Origin of the sequence: uncultured Mailhella sp., from assembly GCF_963931295.1 — a bacterium.
Taxonomy (GTDB): Bacteria; Desulfobacterota; Desulfovibrionia; order Desulfovibrionales; family Desulfovibrionaceae; genus Mailhella.
This window is the reverse complement of sequence record NZ_OZ007001.1, coordinates 593,568-609,376: the sequence shown is the minus strand read 5'-3', so window position 1 is coordinate 609,376 and position 15,809 is coordinate 593,568. Positions and strand designations below refer to the sequence as shown.

The 15,809-nt window shown below is 62.3% G+C and carries 14 protein-coding genes; 6 read left to right on the top strand and 8 right to left on the bottom strand.

The annotated features are described in order from the left end of the window. Window positions 1-181: 181 nt before the first annotated feature. The 7 genes from nudC to ABGT79_RS02375 all read right to left on the bottom strand — a co-directional run bounded on the left by nudC (window position 182) and on the right by ABGT79_RS02375 (window position 5,595). Entirely contained in the window at window positions 182-1,075 is an 894-nt protein-coding gene (nudC, locus tag ABGT79_RS02405) for an NAD(+) diphosphatase (protein WP_346664849.1), read from the bottom strand. Further along, on the bottom strand, window positions 1,072-1,731 hold the full coding sequence (locus tag ABGT79_RS02400) for an HAD family phosphatase (protein ID WP_346664848.1): 660 nt from the start codon (window positions 1,729-1,731) through the stop codon (window positions 1,072-1,074). The genes nudC and ABGT79_RS02400 overlap by 4 nt, the downstream gene beginning before the upstream one ends. Beyond that, window positions 1,731-2,309: a hypothetical protein gene (locus tag ABGT79_RS02395; protein WP_346664847.1), complete on the bottom strand. Its 579-nt coding sequence runs from the start codon at window positions 2,307-2,309 to the stop codon at window positions 1,731-1,733. Before ABGT79_RS02395 ends, ABGT79_RS02400 begins: the two co-directional genes overlap by 1 nt. 769 nt (window positions 2,310-3,078) lie before the next feature. Then, complete coding sequence (locus ABGT79_RS02390; RefSeq protein ID WP_346664846.1) at window positions 3,079-3,882, bottom strand: class I SAM-dependent methyltransferase; 804 nt, start codon at window positions 3,880-3,882, stop codon at window positions 3,079-3,081. A 51-nt stretch (window positions 3,883-3,933) separates the two neighbouring features. Continuing rightward, window positions 3,934-4,230: a hypothetical protein gene (locus tag ABGT79_RS02385; protein WP_346664845.1), complete on the bottom strand. Its 297-nt coding sequence runs from the start codon at window positions 4,228-4,230 to the stop codon at window positions 3,934-3,936. Between the two features lie 168 nt (window positions 4,231-4,398). After that, entirely contained in the window at window positions 4,399-4,932 is a 534-nt protein-coding gene (locus tag ABGT79_RS02380) for a nucleoside deaminase (protein ID WP_346664844.1), read from the bottom strand. 3 nt (window positions 4,933-4,935) lie between these two features. Then, window positions 4,936-5,595: a TIGR00730 family Rossman fold protein gene (locus tag ABGT79_RS02375; protein ID WP_346664843.1), complete on the bottom strand. Its 660-nt coding sequence runs from the start codon at window positions 5,593-5,595 to the stop codon at window positions 4,936-4,938. A 389-nt stretch (window positions 5,596-5,984) separates the two neighbouring features. Here ABGT79_RS02375 and ABGT79_RS02370 point away from each other — a divergent pair, with 389 nt between their 5' ends. The 6 genes from ABGT79_RS02370 to miaA all read left to right on the top strand — a co-directional run bounded on the left by ABGT79_RS02370 (window position 5,985) and on the right by miaA (window position 11,732). Continuing rightward, entirely contained in the window at window positions 5,985-6,587 is a 603-nt protein-coding gene (locus ABGT79_RS02370) for an SLC13 family permease (RefSeq protein ID WP_346664842.1), read from the top strand. Window positions 6,588-6,602: 15 nt separating this feature from the next. After that, window positions 6,603-7,451: a hypothetical protein gene (locus tag ABGT79_RS02365; protein ID WP_346664841.1), complete on the top strand. Its 849-nt coding sequence runs from the start codon at window positions 6,603-6,605 to the stop codon at window positions 7,449-7,451. 433 nt (window positions 7,452-7,884) lie between these two features. Beyond that, window positions 7,885-9,498, top strand: coding sequence for an MBL fold metallo-hydrolase (locus ABGT79_RS02360; RefSeq protein WP_346664840.1), 1,614 nt, complete (start codon window positions 7,885-7,887; stop codon window positions 9,496-9,498). Between the two features lie 184 nt (window positions 9,499-9,682). Next, window positions 9,683-10,243, top strand: a complete 561-nt coding sequence (rsmD, locus tag ABGT79_RS02355) for a 16S rRNA (guanine(966)-N(2))-methyltransferase RsmD (protein ID WP_346664839.1) — start codon at window positions 9,683-9,685, stop codon at window positions 10,241-10,243. Continuing rightward, complete coding sequence (gene coaD / locus ABGT79_RS02350; protein WP_346664838.1) at window positions 10,225-10,800, top strand: pantetheine-phosphate adenylyltransferase; 576 nt, start codon at window positions 10,225-10,227, stop codon at window positions 10,798-10,800. The genes rsmD and coaD overlap by 19 nt, the downstream gene beginning before the upstream one ends. Further along, window positions 10,797-11,732 carry a tRNA (adenosine(37)-N6)-dimethylallyltransferase MiaA gene (gene miaA, locus ABGT79_RS02345; protein WP_346664837.1) on the top strand — a complete coding sequence of 312 codons (936 nt, stop codon included), beginning with the start codon at window positions 10,797-10,799 and terminating at the stop codon, window positions 11,730-11,732. Before coaD ends, miaA begins: the two co-directional genes overlap by 4 nt. A gap of 664 nt (window positions 11,733-12,396) precedes the next feature. On the opposite strand, the gene ABGT79_RS02340 is transcribed toward miaA, so the two are convergent. After that, window positions 12,397-15,744 carry an autotransporter outer membrane beta-barrel domain-containing protein gene (locus ABGT79_RS02340; protein ID WP_346664836.1) on the bottom strand — a complete coding sequence of 1,116 codons (3,348 nt, stop codon included), beginning with the start codon at window positions 15,742-15,744 and terminating at the stop codon, window positions 12,397-12,399. Between the last annotated feature and the right edge of the window lie 65 nt (window positions 15,745-15,809).

The following is a 15,809-nucleotide window of genomic DNA, read 5'->3' as shown; positions in this document are numbered from 1 at the left end:
GACGTCTCGTTTTTTGCGATGAGCTCGCAGCTGAAAGGCCGCCTCGGTCTTGAGCCGCTCAGGCGCTGCGTCCGGGCCGCCGATGTTCCGTTGCTTCGGATTCCGCGCAGGAGCCGCCGCGGCGAAAGTCTCTCAGGCTTCGCTTTTTTTTGGGGGGGGGGAGGGGGCACCGCGCGTAGGCTCACACTTTGCCTCTGGCAAAGCGCGAGATCATGTTCATGGTAAGCGAAGAGTCGTCGGGGCAGGACGGAATGTCGGCCCGTTTCACCCAGCGGGCCTCGGCCAGTTCCGAGGCATCGAGGCGGATATCTTCCGGGCCGTCGAGCTCCGCAAAGAATCCCACGGCCATCGTGCCGGAGAATCCCCACGGCTGACTGCCCGCGTAGCGCAGATTTCTGATGCGAAGTCCCGTTTCCTCCATCACTTCGCGCGCGGCGGCCTGCTCGGCGGTTTCGCCTATTTCCACGAATCCCGCCACGAGCACCAGGCGCGTGGCTCCGGGCCGCGCGTAGCGGGTAAGAAGCAGCTTGTCGCCGTTCGTGACCGCCGCCAGAATGCAGGGAGCAATCACCGGATAGATCACTTCGCCGCAGGCGGGGCACTCCAGCGCCCGTTCCTTGGACGAAAGACGCACGGGCCCGCCGCAGCGCCCGCAGAAGCGATGCGTGGCGTACCAGTGCGCAAGGTGCTGCGCCGTGGCCGCCGCAAGAGGCAGAGGCGCGGCCTGTGACCGCAGTTCGGAAGGCGGCGTGCGCTGCCAGAGAGAAGGCTCGGCGGGCGCGTCGTCCCCTTGCCGCAGCGCAAGAAAAAAGCGTGCTTCCCGGCCCTCGGCGCAGGCGCGCTCCGTCATGGGCGCATCGCTCCGTTCCGATTCTTCGCGGCGCGTCAGACGGAAGGCGTACACAAGGCCTGCGCCCTCGTTCATGGCCCGCCATTCGCGCACCGTGGGTACGCGCAGCCCGTTCTTGCGCAGCAAAAGGCCTTCCGCCGTCACGTCAAGCACGTTGTCGTCGTCGGAAGGCGCTGCCGAAAGAAATTCGTTGCCGAAGCGCCAGGGCGCAATATCCTGAATCATGCCTCGCCCGTCTCCTGAGACAGGTAGTCCCGGACGGCGAAAAGATCGGGAAACACGCCCGAAGCGCGACTTTTCATGAGATCGTCCGGCGGAACCATGTCCGGCACAAGAAGCGCCTTCATGCCCGCCGAACTGGCGGACAGAATGCCGTTGCGAGAATCTTCCACCGCGTAGGACTGCGAAGGCTCCACGCCGAGCTCCGCGCACGCCCTCAGATAAATGTCCGGCGCAGGCTTGCTCGCCGTGAGCATGTCGCCGCACACCAGCGTGTCGAAATACGGCCCCATGCCCGTGACTTCCATGTTGTGCCGTACGTTGGCTTCCCGGGAGGAACTCGCAAGCCCCGTGCGCCAGCCCCGTTCCTTGAGCCACGAAAGCAGCTCCATCACCCCGGGCTTGAGCGGCACGCCGTTTTTCGTGAACTCCATGTAGTACACCCGCGTGCGCGCGCGAAACGCCTGATAGTCAAGCGCGTCGCCGTACACCGCCGCAAACAGCTTCTGCGTGCTGGCGTGCGTGGTTCCGATGCAGCGGAAAAACAAGTCGTGCAGACCTTCAAGCCCCAGATCGCGCCCCACGCATTCCCAAGAGCGCAAAACCAGACGCTCGGAGTCCACAAGAACCCCGTCCATGTCGAAAACTATGCTGGGCATCATCAGGCCTCGGGCAGCGGACGCTCCACAAGCGGAAGTCGATAAATACGGCCTACACGCATGTGCTCGCCGTTGTCGCTGGGAAACGTGTAGTTGCCGATGACCGCGCCGAGCCTGTCGTACAGCGGAAACGCCTTCGGATGACTGGTCTTCAAATACACCGCCGTGTAGCCCTGATCGGCATAGAACGGCATGATGAGATCACGCAGCCAGAACGTTCCGTTCCCGCGCCCCGCCGGAGCAATGTGAAAGTAGCTCAGCAGCGCCACCTGAGCCGGAGGATCGGAAATGGACAACCCCGAACATGCATAAATGTCCGGATCTATCGCGCCGTGCGTCAACATCACCATGCCGAGCTGCTCGTCGCCGCGCCGCAACGTGTGAAAATCCATCACCAGCCCGGGCGTCTCGCTGAAATCGTGGATGATCTTGCAACAGTGATGAAACTCGTCGTAGTCGTCCCACTCCTCATTGAGAAGCTTTTCCTTCATGTTCTCCAGCAGCGATACCAGAAACTTTCCTTCAAACTTGTCGCTGAAACAAAATTCCAGATCGCCCTTGCGGTAAAGTACCGTCGTCATGACAAGCCTCCTTGCCTGTCCGCCTATCATGTACGTCCCCCCATGTTCATGTCAAGCAACTGCGCAGGATGAGGGGAGAAAATGCGGGGGAAGAGAGGGAAAATTTTTCAAAATTTTCCCTCTCTTCCCCCGCGCCCCCATCTCTCCTTTCAAAACTTTTTAATTTTTAAGGGGAGAGCGCAGGAGGGAGAGGAAAAAAAGAGGAAAGGGGGAAGGCAAAAAAGGGAGGAAGATGGGAAGGGAGAGCGTGGCGCTGCGTCATTTTTGGGTCGAGGCGCGAAGACGCGTTTTCATTCATTCGAGCGCCCGGCGTTCGCTGCATCCCGTTTACGCAAGACATGCTGTACGGCCTGCACGACTTGTACGACGGGCATTACGTTTAACGGTGGGAGTGAATCCCGCCTGCTTGTGCCTGTTGGTTGGGCGCCTGACGACATCTTGCCGGGAGCATGAGTAACGCCATCGCCCGTTTGCGCAAGACACGCTGTACGAGCTGCCTCACTTGCACGACTGCGGCTGCATTTAACGCCGGAAGTGAATTCCGGCTGTTTGCCGTCGTCGGCGCGACCGTCTGAAGACAGGTCGCGTTCCCCAGAGCGTTGAAAAGCGGCCCTTCTTGCAATCCCCCCTTCGCCCACAGCTCCTCGCATAATCTTCCCGTTCACCCTGTCCTGCCGAAGCAGCGTTAGCTGCGAGGCAGAAACAGGGGGGTGCGGGGGGAATTATTTCCCCCGCATGCCTTTCCTGCCTTTTCTGTCTTTCCTGCCTTTCACGGCAGGGGGTTGCGGCCCATGACCTGTTCACGGGAGGGTTTGGGGGGAGCGCAGAGGGAGGCGGCGGCGGATTTGAGCATGCCGATGGGAGTGAGGGGGACGGGGGCCCAGTCGACCTTCATGCCGAGGAGGGCTCCGAAGGGGTGGGGGAGGGGAGCGAGGTTGAGGGGTGATGCGGCGTGTCGGAGCGAGGCGAGCAGGCCGGAGGAGCCGTCGGGCCAGGAGGCTTCCCAGAGGGGGAGGGCGGAGACGAGGCTGACGCAGCGGCCGGGGCAGGCGCGGCGGACCATGGCGTAGAGGTCCCAGGGTTTGGAGCCTCTGGGGGGGGCGCCGCAGACGGCGCAGGCGTCGTCGTCCGTGGCAGCGGGGGATTCCCAGTGTTCGAGGGCGCTTTTCGGAACGCCGGCGAGGGAGAAGCGGTTCCACTCCATGATGATGATGCCGCGGGCGGCGACGCGCAGGGCTTCGCGGAGCACGGCTTCTCCTGAGGGGGTGGGGGAGAGGCCGTGGTGAACGAGCACGGCGTAGTCGAAGAAGCCGTCGTCGAAGGGCAGGCGTTCAGCGCTGCCGCACACGTATTCCACGCGGTCGCCGGTTTGCGCCCTGGCGGCGGAAAGGCAGGCGGGGGAACGGTCGAGGGCGGTCACGTCGAATCCCGCCTCCCAGAAGAATTCCGGGGAAAAGCCGGCGTTGAGCCCCACCTGAAGCAGGGAGGAGCCGCGGCGCTTCCATCCGGAAATGAGCTGGTGAAGCACCTTTTGACGGGCTTCGGAAAGGAAACGGCGTCGACATTCGGCCATGAAAACTCCTTGCGGCGGCCCGGAATGGGATCGGGCCGCCAGAGGGGAGGCTTATTTCTCCCCGTTTTCGTCGGACATCCAGCGGCTCAGGGCGTCCACGATGCGGCGGGCCTGATCGTTGCTGGAAATGGTAAACTTCGACTGCTGGCGGTATTCGCCGCCGGACTTCCTATAACGGCGTATGACGTAGCGATCGGGGCCGTAGGTGTCGTTTTCCTGCCACTCGCGGTAGCGGAACAGCACCGTGGCCCAGGCTCCCTTGGAAAGGATTTCCTTGTCGATTTCCTTGATCTTGAGAATGCCGTCTTCTTCGTAATCCACCGTCAGTTCGTCAACCGTATTGTTCATGGGATGTCTCTCCGATGCTTGTTTTCCCTTGCGGCGCGCCGTGGGGGGCAGGGCGCGCTCATGAATTTTGCCGCACGGGGCGGCAGCCTGTCAAAAGCGGTGCGCAGCGCCGGGAAACGCGGCGCAACCGCCGAAATATGACGCCGCTTTGGGCCGACGCTTCTATTGTCAGCGTCTTGCGCGGAAGAAGGCCCTGAGCAGTCTTGCACAGGCTTCGGCTTCGACGCCGCCGTAGCTCCAGGGCGCGGAGCCGGTACGGGCGTAGTCGAGGCCTTCGAGGCAGGAGCACACGGCCCCGGCCCGGGCGTCGGACGCGCCGAACACCACGCCGGACACGCGCGCCTCGCGCAGGGCCCCCGTACACATGAGGCAGGGTTCCAGCGTGACGACGAGAACGCTTCCGCCGAGGCGGTGATTGCCTGCGGCTGCGGCGGCCCGGCGCAGGGCGAGCACTTCGGCGTGCGCCGTGGGATCGCGCAGGGATTCGGTTTCGTTGTGCGCGCAGGAGAGCACATTGCCTTCGGCATCCACGACGAGGGCCCCCACGGGAACCTCGCCGAGTCTGGCCGCCCGGCCCGCGAGACGCAGCGCCCGCAGCATGAGCGCGCGCCAGCTTGTGCCTGCCGGCGGCGAAGGTTCCGGGCCCCACGAGGCGAAGGCCCGCCAGCGGTCCTCTTCCGGGCAGATGTTGCAAAGATCCATGCGCTAGAGCACCACGCGGCGGCGGATGGTGGCAAGCACTTCTTCAGGCGTGTCGCACACGGTGACGAGATCGAGTTCCTCCTCGCGCAGGTAGCCGTCTTTAATCATGCGGCCGCGAATCCATTCCAGCAGGCCGTCCCAGAAGGCATGGCTGTACAGAATGATGGGGAACGGCTTGATGCGGTGCGTCTGCGCCAGCACAAAGGCTTCGGAAAGCTCGTCGATGGTGCCCATGCCGCCGGGCATGACCACGTAGGCAATGGAGTACTTCACGAACATCAGCTTGCGGATGAAAAAATACCGATAATCGCTGCGCACGGTCAGGTACTTGTTGGGCTCCTGTTCCATGGGCAGGTGGATGTGCAGTCCCACGGAAGGCGCGCCGGCTTCGAAGGCTCCGCGGTTGCCTGCGGCCATGAGTCCGGGGCCGCCGCCCGTGATGATGCCGTAGCCCGCTTCGCCGAGCGTCTTTGCCACGCGACGGGTTTCCTCGTACACGGGGGAATCTTCGCCGGGGCGCGCCGAGCCGAAAATGGACACGCAGGGCGGCAGCCCGCTCAGGTCTTCAAAACCGTCCACGATTTCGGCGAGAATGCGGAAAAGCCGCCAGGATTCCTGCGCGGACAGCGTATCAATAATATATTGCTGCGACGATGCGCTCATGATCTGCTCCTGTAAAAAGCCTTTGGAATCTTCATCATAGCCTGCGGAAAGGCGGGGTGCAAGACGTGGCTTCGTCCGCCTGCGCCGACGTTTTTTTCATATCCTGCGGGGAGGCGGGAGGCAAGAGGGGCGGGGAAGCGCAGAAGAAAAAAGCGTCTCCCGCGCCCCTTTCGTGCGGCCGCGCCTGCGGACGGCTCTTTTGCGGCAGGTCGTCTTGAAAAGGCCGGGCGTTCGTCGTATCCATGAAGGATGGAAGAGCGGAACCAAAAGGCCCGCCCCCCCGCCTGAACGCGCCGCAACAGGCTGCGCACGCCGAAAAGCGCCGCAGCCTCGCCCGCAACGGCGCGCTCGCCTTTCGCCTTCAAGTCTTGTTACGTTCGGGAGCTTCCATGTCCCAACCTCATTCCACGTCTGCGGGATTCGGAAAAGCGAATTTTTCCTATCTGTTCCATTCCCTCGTCTGCCTTGCCGTCATGTTCGGCGTGAGGCTGCTGCCCCCGTATCCTCCGCTCATGGCGCAGGGCATGGCGCTCATCAGCATTTTCCTCGGCGTGCTGTACGGCTGGATATTCATCGAAATCATCTGGCCCAGCATCGCCGGCATGCTGGCGCTCGCGCTCATCGGCGGTCTTCCCCCGCAGCAGGTGCTCGCCCAGAGCTTCGGCAGTCCCACCGTGGTCATGATGTTTTTCATCTTCGTGTTCTGCGCCGCCATCAATCACTACGGACTCTCCAAACAGATCTCCCTGTGGGTGATTACCCGGAAATTCGCGGCCGGAAGACCCTGGCTGTTCACCTATCTGTTTTTTCTGTCCGTCATGCTGCTCGGCGGACTCACCAGCGCCTCGCCCGCCATTCTCATCGGCTGGAGCATCCTGTACGGCATCTGCGACGTGTGCGGCTATCGCAAAGGCGACGCCTACCCCAAAATGATGGTCTTCGGCGTGGTGTACGCCGCGCTGGTCGGCATGTCGCTCATTCCCTTCAAGTAGCTGGCCCTCACGGTCATGGGCACCTACGAAAGCATTTCCGGAACCCACATCGCCTACGCCGGATACATGGCGACGTCGCTCGTCATCTGCCTGCTGTGTTCCCTGCTGTTTCTGCTCTTCGGCCGCTGCGTTCTGCGGCCGGATGTTTCCGGTCTGAAAAATTTCGACGCCGCAGCCCTCGGCAACGGCGACGAAATCACGTTTTCCGGCAGCCAGAAAACCGTTCTCGGCTTTCTGTGCGCCCTGGTCGTGCTGCTGCTCATTCCGGCGTTTCTCCCGGAAGACATGCTTCTCGTCAGACTGCTCAAAGGCATCGGCAATACGGGAATCTGCATGCTCGTCATTGCGGTCATGGTCGCCATGAGAATAAACGGCAGGCCCTTTCTTCCCTTCCGCGCCATGGCCGGAGGCGTGGCCTGGGGCATCATTTTCATTCTTGCGCTGGTGCAGCCTCTTTCCGCCGCCATGGCCGCGCCAGAAAGCGGCATCACGCCCTTTTTCATGAGCCTGCTCCAGCCCGTCTTCGGCTCCGGCTCCCCCATGTTTTTCGTGATCTGCATGGGCGCGCTCGCCCTCTGCCTCTGCCAGTTCATCAACAACGGCGCCGTGGGCGCCATGCTCATGCCCGTCATTTTCAGCTACTGCTCCAACAACGGCACCAATCCTGTTCCCGCGGTGGTCATGGTGGTCATGAGCGTGCATCTGGCCTTCCTCACCCCGGCCGCCAGCTCCAGCGCCGCGCTGCTGCACGGCAATGAATGGACTACCAGCCGGGACATCCTGAAAACGGCTCCCGCAATCATGGCGCTTTCCTGGCTCATCATGTGCGCCTCGGTGCTGACGCTCTCCGCCGTCTTCTTCTGAGGCGAGGCCGAGGCTCTCGCCGACCGGGGGGGCGCCCGCCGACCGGAAAGCATGCTCCTGAACCCGGAGGCGAGCCCGCCTGCCGAAGTCGCGCCGACCCCGCCGGGCCGAAAACTGCCCCGCAGTCAGCGCAGAACGATGCGCCGAAATCAGCGTTGCCGTCAGCGCCGCCGTCATCGCCGGGAAGGGCGCGGAATCCTGTTCCCCGCCGCCCCAGATTCTTTGCCTCTGCCGCGCCTTCATTTCGCTGCGACGTTCCACCTTCCCCGCGTCATCCCGTCGCCGTGCGCCCCCTCTTTTCCCGCTTCTGCATAACGGCGCGCAACTAATGCAACACCGCGATTTTTTTCTTTTCCTCCGTCCCATTCCTTGCGAAAACAACGAAAAGCTTCTATACTCCCACTGTACGGAACCCTATTCCAGGAGTCGTGTTATGAAAATCACCTTTCTGGGGGCCGCCCAGACCGTTACCGGTTCCTGCTACGTCATAGAAACCGGCTCGTCCCGCTTTGCCGTGGACTGCGGCATGTTCCAGGGCAACTCCGCCATTGAAGAGCGAAACTTTCAGACGGACGCCTATCGCCCCGAAAACCTGGATTTCATTCTGCTCACCCACGCCCACATCGATCACTCGGGTCTTTTGCCCCGCATGGTCAAAAAGGGCTTCAAGGGCAGCATCTACTGCACGCGGCCCACGGCCGAGCTCGCCTCCATCATGCTCGAAGACAGCGCCCACATTCAGGAAATGGATCATGAATGGAAAAGTCGTCACGACAAGCGGCGCGGCGCTTCCGAAGTCGCCGGCGGCGAGCCCCTCTACGAAACCGAAGACGCCCTCGCCACCGCCAAGCTTCTGCATCCCGTGAACTTCGACGACGCCATCCTTCCCGCGCCGGGCGTGAAGGTCGTCTTCCGCCACGCGGGCCACATCCTCGGCGCGGCCTTTCTGGAACTCACCGTCGAGGAAGAGGGCAAATCCACCCGCATCGTCTTTTCCGGCGACCTCGGACGACCCGGAGCCCTGCTCCTGCCCGACGCCGAAAAGCCCGACACCCCCGACTGGCTCTTTGTGGAATCCACCTACGGCGACCGCGATCACAAGGGCGAAGACGACACCCTCGAAGAACTCGCCGAAGCCGTCAATTACAGCTTCAGCCATCACGAAAAGGTCATCATTCCGGCCTTTGCCGTGGAACGCACGCAGGAAATCCTCTACAGCCTGCTCATCCTGAAAAAGCAGAACCGTCTGCCCGAACCCATGCCCATCTTCGTGGACAGTCCGCTGGCGTCCAAGGCCACGCAGGTGTTCATGAAGTACGCCGATCATCTGCGCACTCCCGAGTTCACCGTCGAAGACTTCAAGGCCACTCCCGACGGCCTCGTGCGTTTCACCCAGAGCGCGCAGGAATCCCAGAAGCTCAACACCATGGAAGGCCCGGCCATCATTCTTTCCGCAAGCGGCATGTGCAACGCGGGCCGCATACGCCATCACCTCAAGCACAACCTGTGGAAGGAAGGCGTCAGCATCGTGTTCGTGGGCTATCAGGCCATGGGCACCCCCGGAAGAAAGCTCGTGGACGGCGCAAAATCGCTGCGCCTCTTCGGCGAAGACGTGGCCGTGGCCGCAAGAATATTCACCATCAACGGATTCTCCGCCCACGCCGGACAAAGCCAGCTCCTCGAATGGATAGGAAGCATGGCTCGTCCGGGCATGAACATTGCGCTGGTTCACGGCGAACCCAAGGCCCAGGAAATCCTTGCCGGACTCATCAAGGATCGCTTCGGCATCACGGCGCGCATTCCCGAATACCTTGAGGAAGCCACCATCGAGGGCGCGGTGCGCACCGAAATCCACATGCCGAGCCCCTCGCGCGCCAAGCCCCGCGTGGACTGGAACTTCCTGGCCGGAGAGCTCGAACAGCGCGTCGCCCAGGTGCGCGAACGCCTCGCCCACGTGGACGAAATTCCCTGGGAAGAGCAGACCGAACTGCGCGACCGCCTCGTGGAAATCGAACGCGATCTCGTGCTCTTCCTCTCCCAGCTCTGATTCCGGTTCCGGGCTCCGAACCCGTGCGGAGCCCTCTTGTCAGAGCGGCGCGCAAGCGTTACCTTTGCAGCTCCCGCGGCCCCGAAACGCCGTCGCGGGAGCTTTTTGCGCTTCGTTGTCAAAACCTTCATCCCGGAGCCTTCCGGCGGCGCGCCTCAGGCTCGCCTTACTCAGGAAACCTTTCATGCGAATCATTGCCGGCGCCTGTCGCGGACGCACCCTTCACACCGTTACCGGACCGGGCTACAGACCCGCCATGGGAAGAGTGCGCGAATCCCTGTTTTCCATGCTCGAAGCCCGCGGCGTCGTGTGGGGCGCGGTGCGCGTGCTCGACGTGTTCGCGGGCAGCGGCAGCCTCGGCTTCGAGGCGCTCAGCCGCGGCGCGCGCTTTGCCGACTTCATTGAAAAAGATCACAGGGCCGCCGAATGCCTGCGGAAAAACGCCGCCAACCTCGGCCTCGCCGACCGTTGCGCCATCCATGAAGACGACGCTTTGCGCGTGACCGCCCGCCGTCCTGCGGAACCCTGTCAGCTCATCTGCATCGATCCGCCCTACGGCGCCGATCTCTTCAAGCCCGCTCTCAAGAACATCATCCGTCAGGGTTGGCTCGCCGACGACGGCTTCCTCGTCGCCGAAGTCGAAAAAGGTCTCCCCCTCAGGGCCGACGCGCAGTACAATCTGCGCCTTGAGGCCGAACGCTTGTACGGCAACACAAGGATTCTGGTATGGGTGAAGAACGTATAGCCATTTATCCCGGCACCTTTGATCCGCTCACGAACGGACATGAATGCATCATACGCCGCGGCCTCGAACTCTTCGATACCGTCATCGTCGCCGTGGCCAAGGATTGCGGCAAGCATCCGCTCTTCACCCTCGAAGAGCGCGTGGACATCGTGAAGGAAGTCTTTGCCGGCATCCCCGGCGTGAAGGTCATGCCCTTCGCCGGTCTGCTCGTGGACTTCGCCGCCAGCGTGGGAGCCAAGGCCATTCTGCGCGGCCTGCGCGCCGTTTCCGACTTCGATTACGAATTCCAGATGGCCCTCATGAACCGTAAGCTGCAGCACGACGTGCAGACCATATTCCTCATGTCCGATCTGCGCTGGATGTACATAAGCTCCACTAATATCCGCAACGTGGCCTCCCTCGGCGGCGACGTGCGCTGCCTCGTGCCGCCCACCGTCATTCCGCGCCTGCGCCGCGCCTACGGCCTGCCCGAATCCTGGCCCGCGTCCGCGCCCTGCACCGGTCCCGATCCCGAAGACGACGACCTCTTTGAATGCTCCGGAGACAATCGCGCATGACTCCTGCGCCCCGCATTCTCTGTCTGGCCGGCCCCACGGGCTCCGGCAAAACCGCCGCCGCCCTGCACATTGCCGCCATGCTCGAACGCTGCGGACTTCCCTCCGCCGTCATCAATGCCGATTCCCGTCAGGTGTACCGCGATTTTCCCATCATCACGGCCCAGCCCTCGGAAGAGGAAAAACAGGTCTGCCCTCATAAGCTCTACGGCTGGCTGGAAACCACGAAAAAAATCTCCGCCGGACAGTGGGCCGATCTCGCCGACGCCGCCATCCGCGAAACCCTCGCCGAAGGACGCCTCCCCATCCTTGTGGGCGGCACGGGCTTCTACCTGCGCGCCCTGCTCGACGGCATAGCCGCCATTCCCGCCGCAGACCCGGAAGTGACGAAACGCCTCACCCGGGAATGCGAAACCCTGGGCGCCCCGGCCCTCCACGCGCGCCTCGCGTCCATAGATCCCGACTACGCCGCAAAAATCCACCCCAACGACAGCCAGCGCAACGTCCGCGCCCTCGAAGTCTGGGAAAGCACCGGAAAAACCTTTTCCTGGTGGCACGCCCAAACCCCTCCCCCCGCCAAATGGCAGACCCTTCGCCTGGGCATAGGCCTCCCCCTGCCCGAACTTACCCCCTTCCTCGAAAAACGCATCAAAATCATGATCCGTAACGGAGCCCTCGAAGAGGCCGAGTCCGCCCTCAAGGCCTGCCCCGATACCTCCGCTCCCGGCTGGACCGGCATAGGCTGCGCCGAAACCGCCGCCTGCCTCTCCGGCTCCCTCTCCCTCGACCAGTGCGTCGAACTCTGGACACGCAATACCCGCGCCTACGCAAAACGCCAATGGACCTGGTTCCGCGCCGATAAACGCATCCTCTGGTTCCGCCCCTCCCAAAACGAAGACCTCACCCCCGTCGTCAAAAACTTCCTCAATATCTGAGAGAAAGGCAGGAAAGGACGGGATCGGCAAGAGCCTCCGGGGCGCTGCCCCGGACCCCGGCGGGGGAAATAATTCCCCCCGCGCCCCCCTGATTCCGCCTCAGGCTTCGCCCTCGGCGGGGCGGGAGCGTGGATGCAGGACGAGTTGTATTCGCCGGGCGAGAATTCGGAGAGGCAAAGACTGCGAGGCTCGGAAGTGCTTGGCAGGCTCTGTTCGGGCTGCGTACTCAGTGCAGGTGTGCGCTGCTGCGCCCACCTGCGGTGGCCGACGCCTGTCCGGCCTGCGCCGGACAGGCGTGAGCAAGGATGGGATTTCCAGATTTTTTTGGGGAACACTGAGGGCAGTGCCCAAAGGTAAAACGGAAAAAGCTCTCTCAACGCTCGGGGGAATGTGAGCCACACCCAGCCGAATACGTCTATGCCGAAAGGATTTCCAGATGTTGGGGGGAGGGGGGACGCGCGTGCCGATAATGACCGCGCCTCATTTCAATGATTTTTCACCCTTTTCGTTTCTCTCATTTCCGCTTTCCTTTCACTACGTTGTCTCATCCCCTTAAAAATTAAAAAGTTTTGAAAGGAGGGATGGGGGCGCGGGGGAAGGGAGGGAAAAATTTTCAAAATTTTCCCTCCCTTCCCCCGCATTCTCTCCCATCATCCATCTTCCTTTAAAACTTCCATCCCAAGGTGAGGCCTGCGTTGACGGCGGAGGCGTGGGGGCGGAAGAGTTCGCCGCCGAGGTTCATCTGGAGGGAGAAATTATCCCTGGCGGTAAGGGTGAGGCTTGACTGGAGCACCATGGCGTCGCGGCCGGTGAGGGAGGTATCGGACGCGAAGGCGAAGGAGCCGTAATCCCGGAAGGAAGCGCGGGAGGCGAAGGAATCGTCTGCAAGTTCGTGCTTCCAGCCTGCCATGAGGTCGAGGCCGAGGGTGGAGCCGTTGGCGGTGGCGGTGTTCCATACCATGTGTGCGCCCAGGGTGAGGGGCACGGAGTGGAAGGAGTCGCTTTCAAGGTGCAGGAGCGAGGCGGAGGAACCGCGTTCCGAAATGCCGGGGCGGCGCAAGGCGTTCCATTCGAGGAAGGCGAGGGGGCCTGCGGCGAAGGTGCCCGCGTCTGTGTTCCACGTCCAGTCCTTGCCTGCGCCGATGAGGGAGCCGAAGGCAAAGCCGGTCCAGTCGCTTTCGTTGTGGGCGGCGTAGGGACCGATGAGGACGTTTCGCTTCATGTCGCCGTCTTCCACGCCCGCGCGGGCCTGAGCGGTGAGGTAGAAGCCATTCCAGGAATCAGGGGCGTAGAGGCCCTGCACGCCGATGAGAAAATCGCGGGTTTCGGCCGTGGCGCTGTGGCTGCCGCCGGTAAAGGTGCGGCGCGCGCCCGCTGCAATGTGTCCGCCCAGGGTGAGGCCGGAATCAAGCCTGCGATCGAGTCCCGCCATGAGGCCCGCACCGGTGCTGTTCCAGTTCGAAAGTCCGCTGCGGCCGCTCTGCCAGGAGCCGGAGCCGTAGGGCGCGGCCCAGAGCGTCCAGTGTTCCGCGTCGGGAGAGTCCGGCAGGATGCCTGCACGGCGGGCGGTTTCGGCGGTGGTCATGTGCCGGAAGAGCAGCGAGCTGAACTCGCTCATCTGGTTCAGGGAAGCGCGGGCGGCGTTGTCGAAGGCTTCCGGGCCGAGGGCGTTCAGGCCGCGGGTCACGCCGGAGCCGTCCGGTGCAGACCAGTCCAGCGCGGCGAGAAGGTTTTGCATGTCGCCTTCGGCCACGCCGGAAATGCCCCAGAGCGCGCCGCCGAGGGAGCGCGCGCCCGCGTTCTCAGCATAGCGACTGTAGGCGTCGCGGCCGCGGGTGGCGGTCATGGTGAATTCGGGGTCGAAACTCAGGGAGAAATCAAGCGTGGGGGAAGTATTTTCCACCACAACGTCATTGAAGTTGCCGGAAACTTGTTCGGCCTCCACGGGAGATTCCGGGCGTATGACGGAGCCTGCGGCGTAGAATTCCGGCAGGGGGCGCAGGGCCCAGGTACCGGCCAGCTCGGCGGAACTCGCTTCAATGCCGTTCACCTTGCCGGAGGCGGAAACGAGGGTTTCGAGCACGGCGTTTTCGCCGTTCACGAAGCTGGAGGTCAGGTGAGCGGACTTGCCGGATTCATCCATGCCGTACAGAGCGAGGCGGCCGGAGTTCTTCAGAGAGTAAGCGTTCACCGTGCCGGTGACGGCAAGGCGTCCGGCGTCGAGGTTCATGTTGATGCTTCTTGCGCCGTTGACGGAGCCGAAGAGCGTCATATCGAAGCTGCTGTCGGGAGCGCCTGCGGTTCCGTCCGCATTGGCGGCATGGCCGAAGTTGAGGGCAGTGTAAAGATCTTTTCTGTCGCCCGGGTACAGGAGGTATTCGTTGTTCGGATTCCATTCGGAAACGATGTCGCCGATGAGCTGCGCGCCGGAAAGAACGTTGATGTCTTTGACCAGCGCGTTTTTGGAAATGAAGATGGAGGCGTCCGTTCCGGCAAGAAGGCCGCTCACGTCGAAACGGGAAACAAGCGGGCCGTCGATGTTCAGGTCAAATCCGCTGGCGTCCTTGCCTTCGTAGGCGTCGAGAGGGATTTCGAAGATGGCATCGCCGTCCTGGTAGGTCCATATCCACGAGCCGCGGTATTCTATGTCGTTGCCGAGCAAGTTGTTGCCGAAGTCGAAGCGGGCGGCAATGCCCCCCTTGCCGAGGGCGGTAATATCGCCTCGGCTTATGACGGTATGATTTTTGCCGTAGGCCACAAGAAGGCCCGTGCCCCAGGAGCCGTCGGCCGCAATGCGCACGCCGGGGGCTATGGTGAGGTTGTTGGCGCTGCCGTCCACGCGAATGCCGGTGCCCGCCGTGCCGCAGGCGAGAAGGTCGGCGGCCTGAGTAATGGTGTTGTTCTTGCCGTAAACGTGCAGGCCCACGCCGAGCGTGGCCGTGTTCGGCACGCCGTAGAGGTAGGCGGTACCTTCGGCGTTTCTGGCAAAGTAGCCGTTTTTGTTCACCATGGTCTGGCCATCAGCGTACACGGAGAAACCGTAGTAGTTTTTGCGGTCGAACTCGTAGCCCAGGTCCTGAAGCGCGGCCAGTTCCGCTTCCATGAAGGTGGTGTAGTTGCGGTAGTACTGATGGCTCATGAGGCTGTGTTCAAGCTCGATGTGCGCAAGATCGGGAACGCCGTACTCATAGCCTTCGACAGGCAGGCCGTTGCCTTCGCCGAGCACTTCGGAAACGTGCTTGCCGTAGAAATGTACACCGCTGTTTGTTAACTCGCCCACGACGAACTTCGGCCCTTCCACGCTGCTGGCTTCGCTTTCTGAAACAATGCGCATGCCCGGCTGGAGCCTGTTGCCGTACTGGTCCACGAGGTGCGAGTCCCATACGGAAATCTGTTCCGTGACGCCGTATTCATTAGTCCGGTGCTGACTGTCAATGCCGAGAGCGTGACCCAGTTCATGGTACAGAGTAGCTGTGAAATCAAACTTTCCTGTTAATGGGGTCGGCGAAAGGTGATCGGAAATGGCGAAATTCAGAGTGCCGATCTCGATGACCGCCGGCTGCTCCATGTCCGTGCCGTTTATGATGGCGCCCTGCATCCCGGTGGGAACGACGGGAAGATCGGATAAGTTGGGAGAGGAGTAGCCGGTGGCGTTCTCGTAGTCGGCAGTGCCGATGTCGATGAAGAGGGGCGAGGTGTTGCGGCTTGACGTGCCGAGCATATCGGCCCAGAGGCGGGCGGCTTCGACGGTGCCGTTCTTTTGCTCCTCGGACAGCGTCCAGGCGGATATGTAGTCGTCGTCTTCGTCCGGCGTATAGTACTGCTCTCCCTGGTCGAAGAAGCGCAGCTCAAACAGGGGCGAGCCGTCGGCTTTGTAAACATAGCGCGACTCGTAAGCCTGCGCGGGGCCGGAAGGGAAGAGAGACGAGAGGCCGCACGCCATGGCGAGGGCCGAGGCCAGGGCAAGGCGCGAGGACAATCTGCCGAAAAGGGAAAGAAGAGAAGCTATCATGGGAGAAGAAAAACGTTGAAAGTTGAACGCATGCGGAAAAGGCCATGCCGCATGGTTTCGGAAGG

What these genes read in the sequence shown, in the direction of transcription:
- nudC (WP_346664849.1), bottom strand. Translation starts at nt 1,075, where the DNA reads ATGATTCAGGATATTGCGCCCTGGCGCTTCGGCAACGAATTTCTTTCG.
- ABGT79_RS02400 (WP_346664848.1), bottom strand. Translation starts at nt 1,731, where the DNA reads ATGATGCCCAGCATAGTTTTCGACATGGACGGGGTTCTTGTGGACTCC.
- ABGT79_RS02395 (WP_346664847.1), bottom strand. Translation starts at nt 2,309, where the DNA reads ATGACGACGGTACTTTACCGCAAGGGCGATCTGGAATTTTGTTTCAGC.
- ABGT79_RS02390 (WP_346664846.1), bottom strand. Translation starts at nt 3,882, where the DNA reads ATGGCCGAATGTCGACGCCGTTTCCTTTCCGAAGCCCGTCAAAAGGTG.
- ABGT79_RS02385 (WP_346664845.1), bottom strand. Translation starts at nt 4,230, where the DNA reads ATGAACAATACGGTTGACGAACTGACGGTGGATTACGAAGAAGACGGC.
- ABGT79_RS02380 (WP_346664844.1), bottom strand. Translation starts at nt 4,932, where the DNA reads ATGGATCTTTGCAACATCTGCCCGGAAGAGGACCGCTGGCGGGCCTTC.
- ABGT79_RS02375 (WP_346664843.1), bottom strand. Translation starts at nt 5,595, where the DNA reads ATGAGCGCATCGTCGCAGCAATATATTATTGATACGCTGTCCGCGCAG.
- ABGT79_RS02370 (WP_346664842.1), top strand. Translation starts at nt 5,985, where the DNA reads ATGTCCCAACCTCATTCCACGTCTGCGGGATTCGGAAAAGCGAATTTT.
- ABGT79_RS02365 (WP_346664841.1), top strand. Translation starts at nt 6,603, where the DNA reads ATGGGCACCTACGAAAGCATTTCCGGAACCCACATCGCCTACGCCGGA.
- ABGT79_RS02360 (WP_346664840.1), top strand. Translation starts at nt 7,885, where the DNA reads ATGAAAATCACCTTTCTGGGGGCCGCCCAGACCGTTACCGGTTCCTGC.
- rsmD (WP_346664839.1), top strand. Translation starts at nt 9,683, where the DNA reads ATGCGAATCATTGCCGGCGCCTGTCGCGGACGCACCCTTCACACCGTT.
- coaD (WP_346664838.1), top strand. Translation starts at nt 10,225, where the DNA reads ATGGGTGAAGAACGTATAGCCATTTATCCCGGCACCTTTGATCCGCTC.
- miaA (WP_346664837.1), top strand. Translation starts at nt 10,797, where the DNA reads ATGACTCCTGCGCCCCGCATTCTCTGTCTGGCCGGCCCCACGGGCTCC.
- ABGT79_RS02340 (WP_346664836.1), bottom strand. Translation starts at nt 15,744, where the DNA reads ATGATAGCTTCTCTTCTTTCCCTTTTCGGCAGATTGTCCTCGCGCCTT.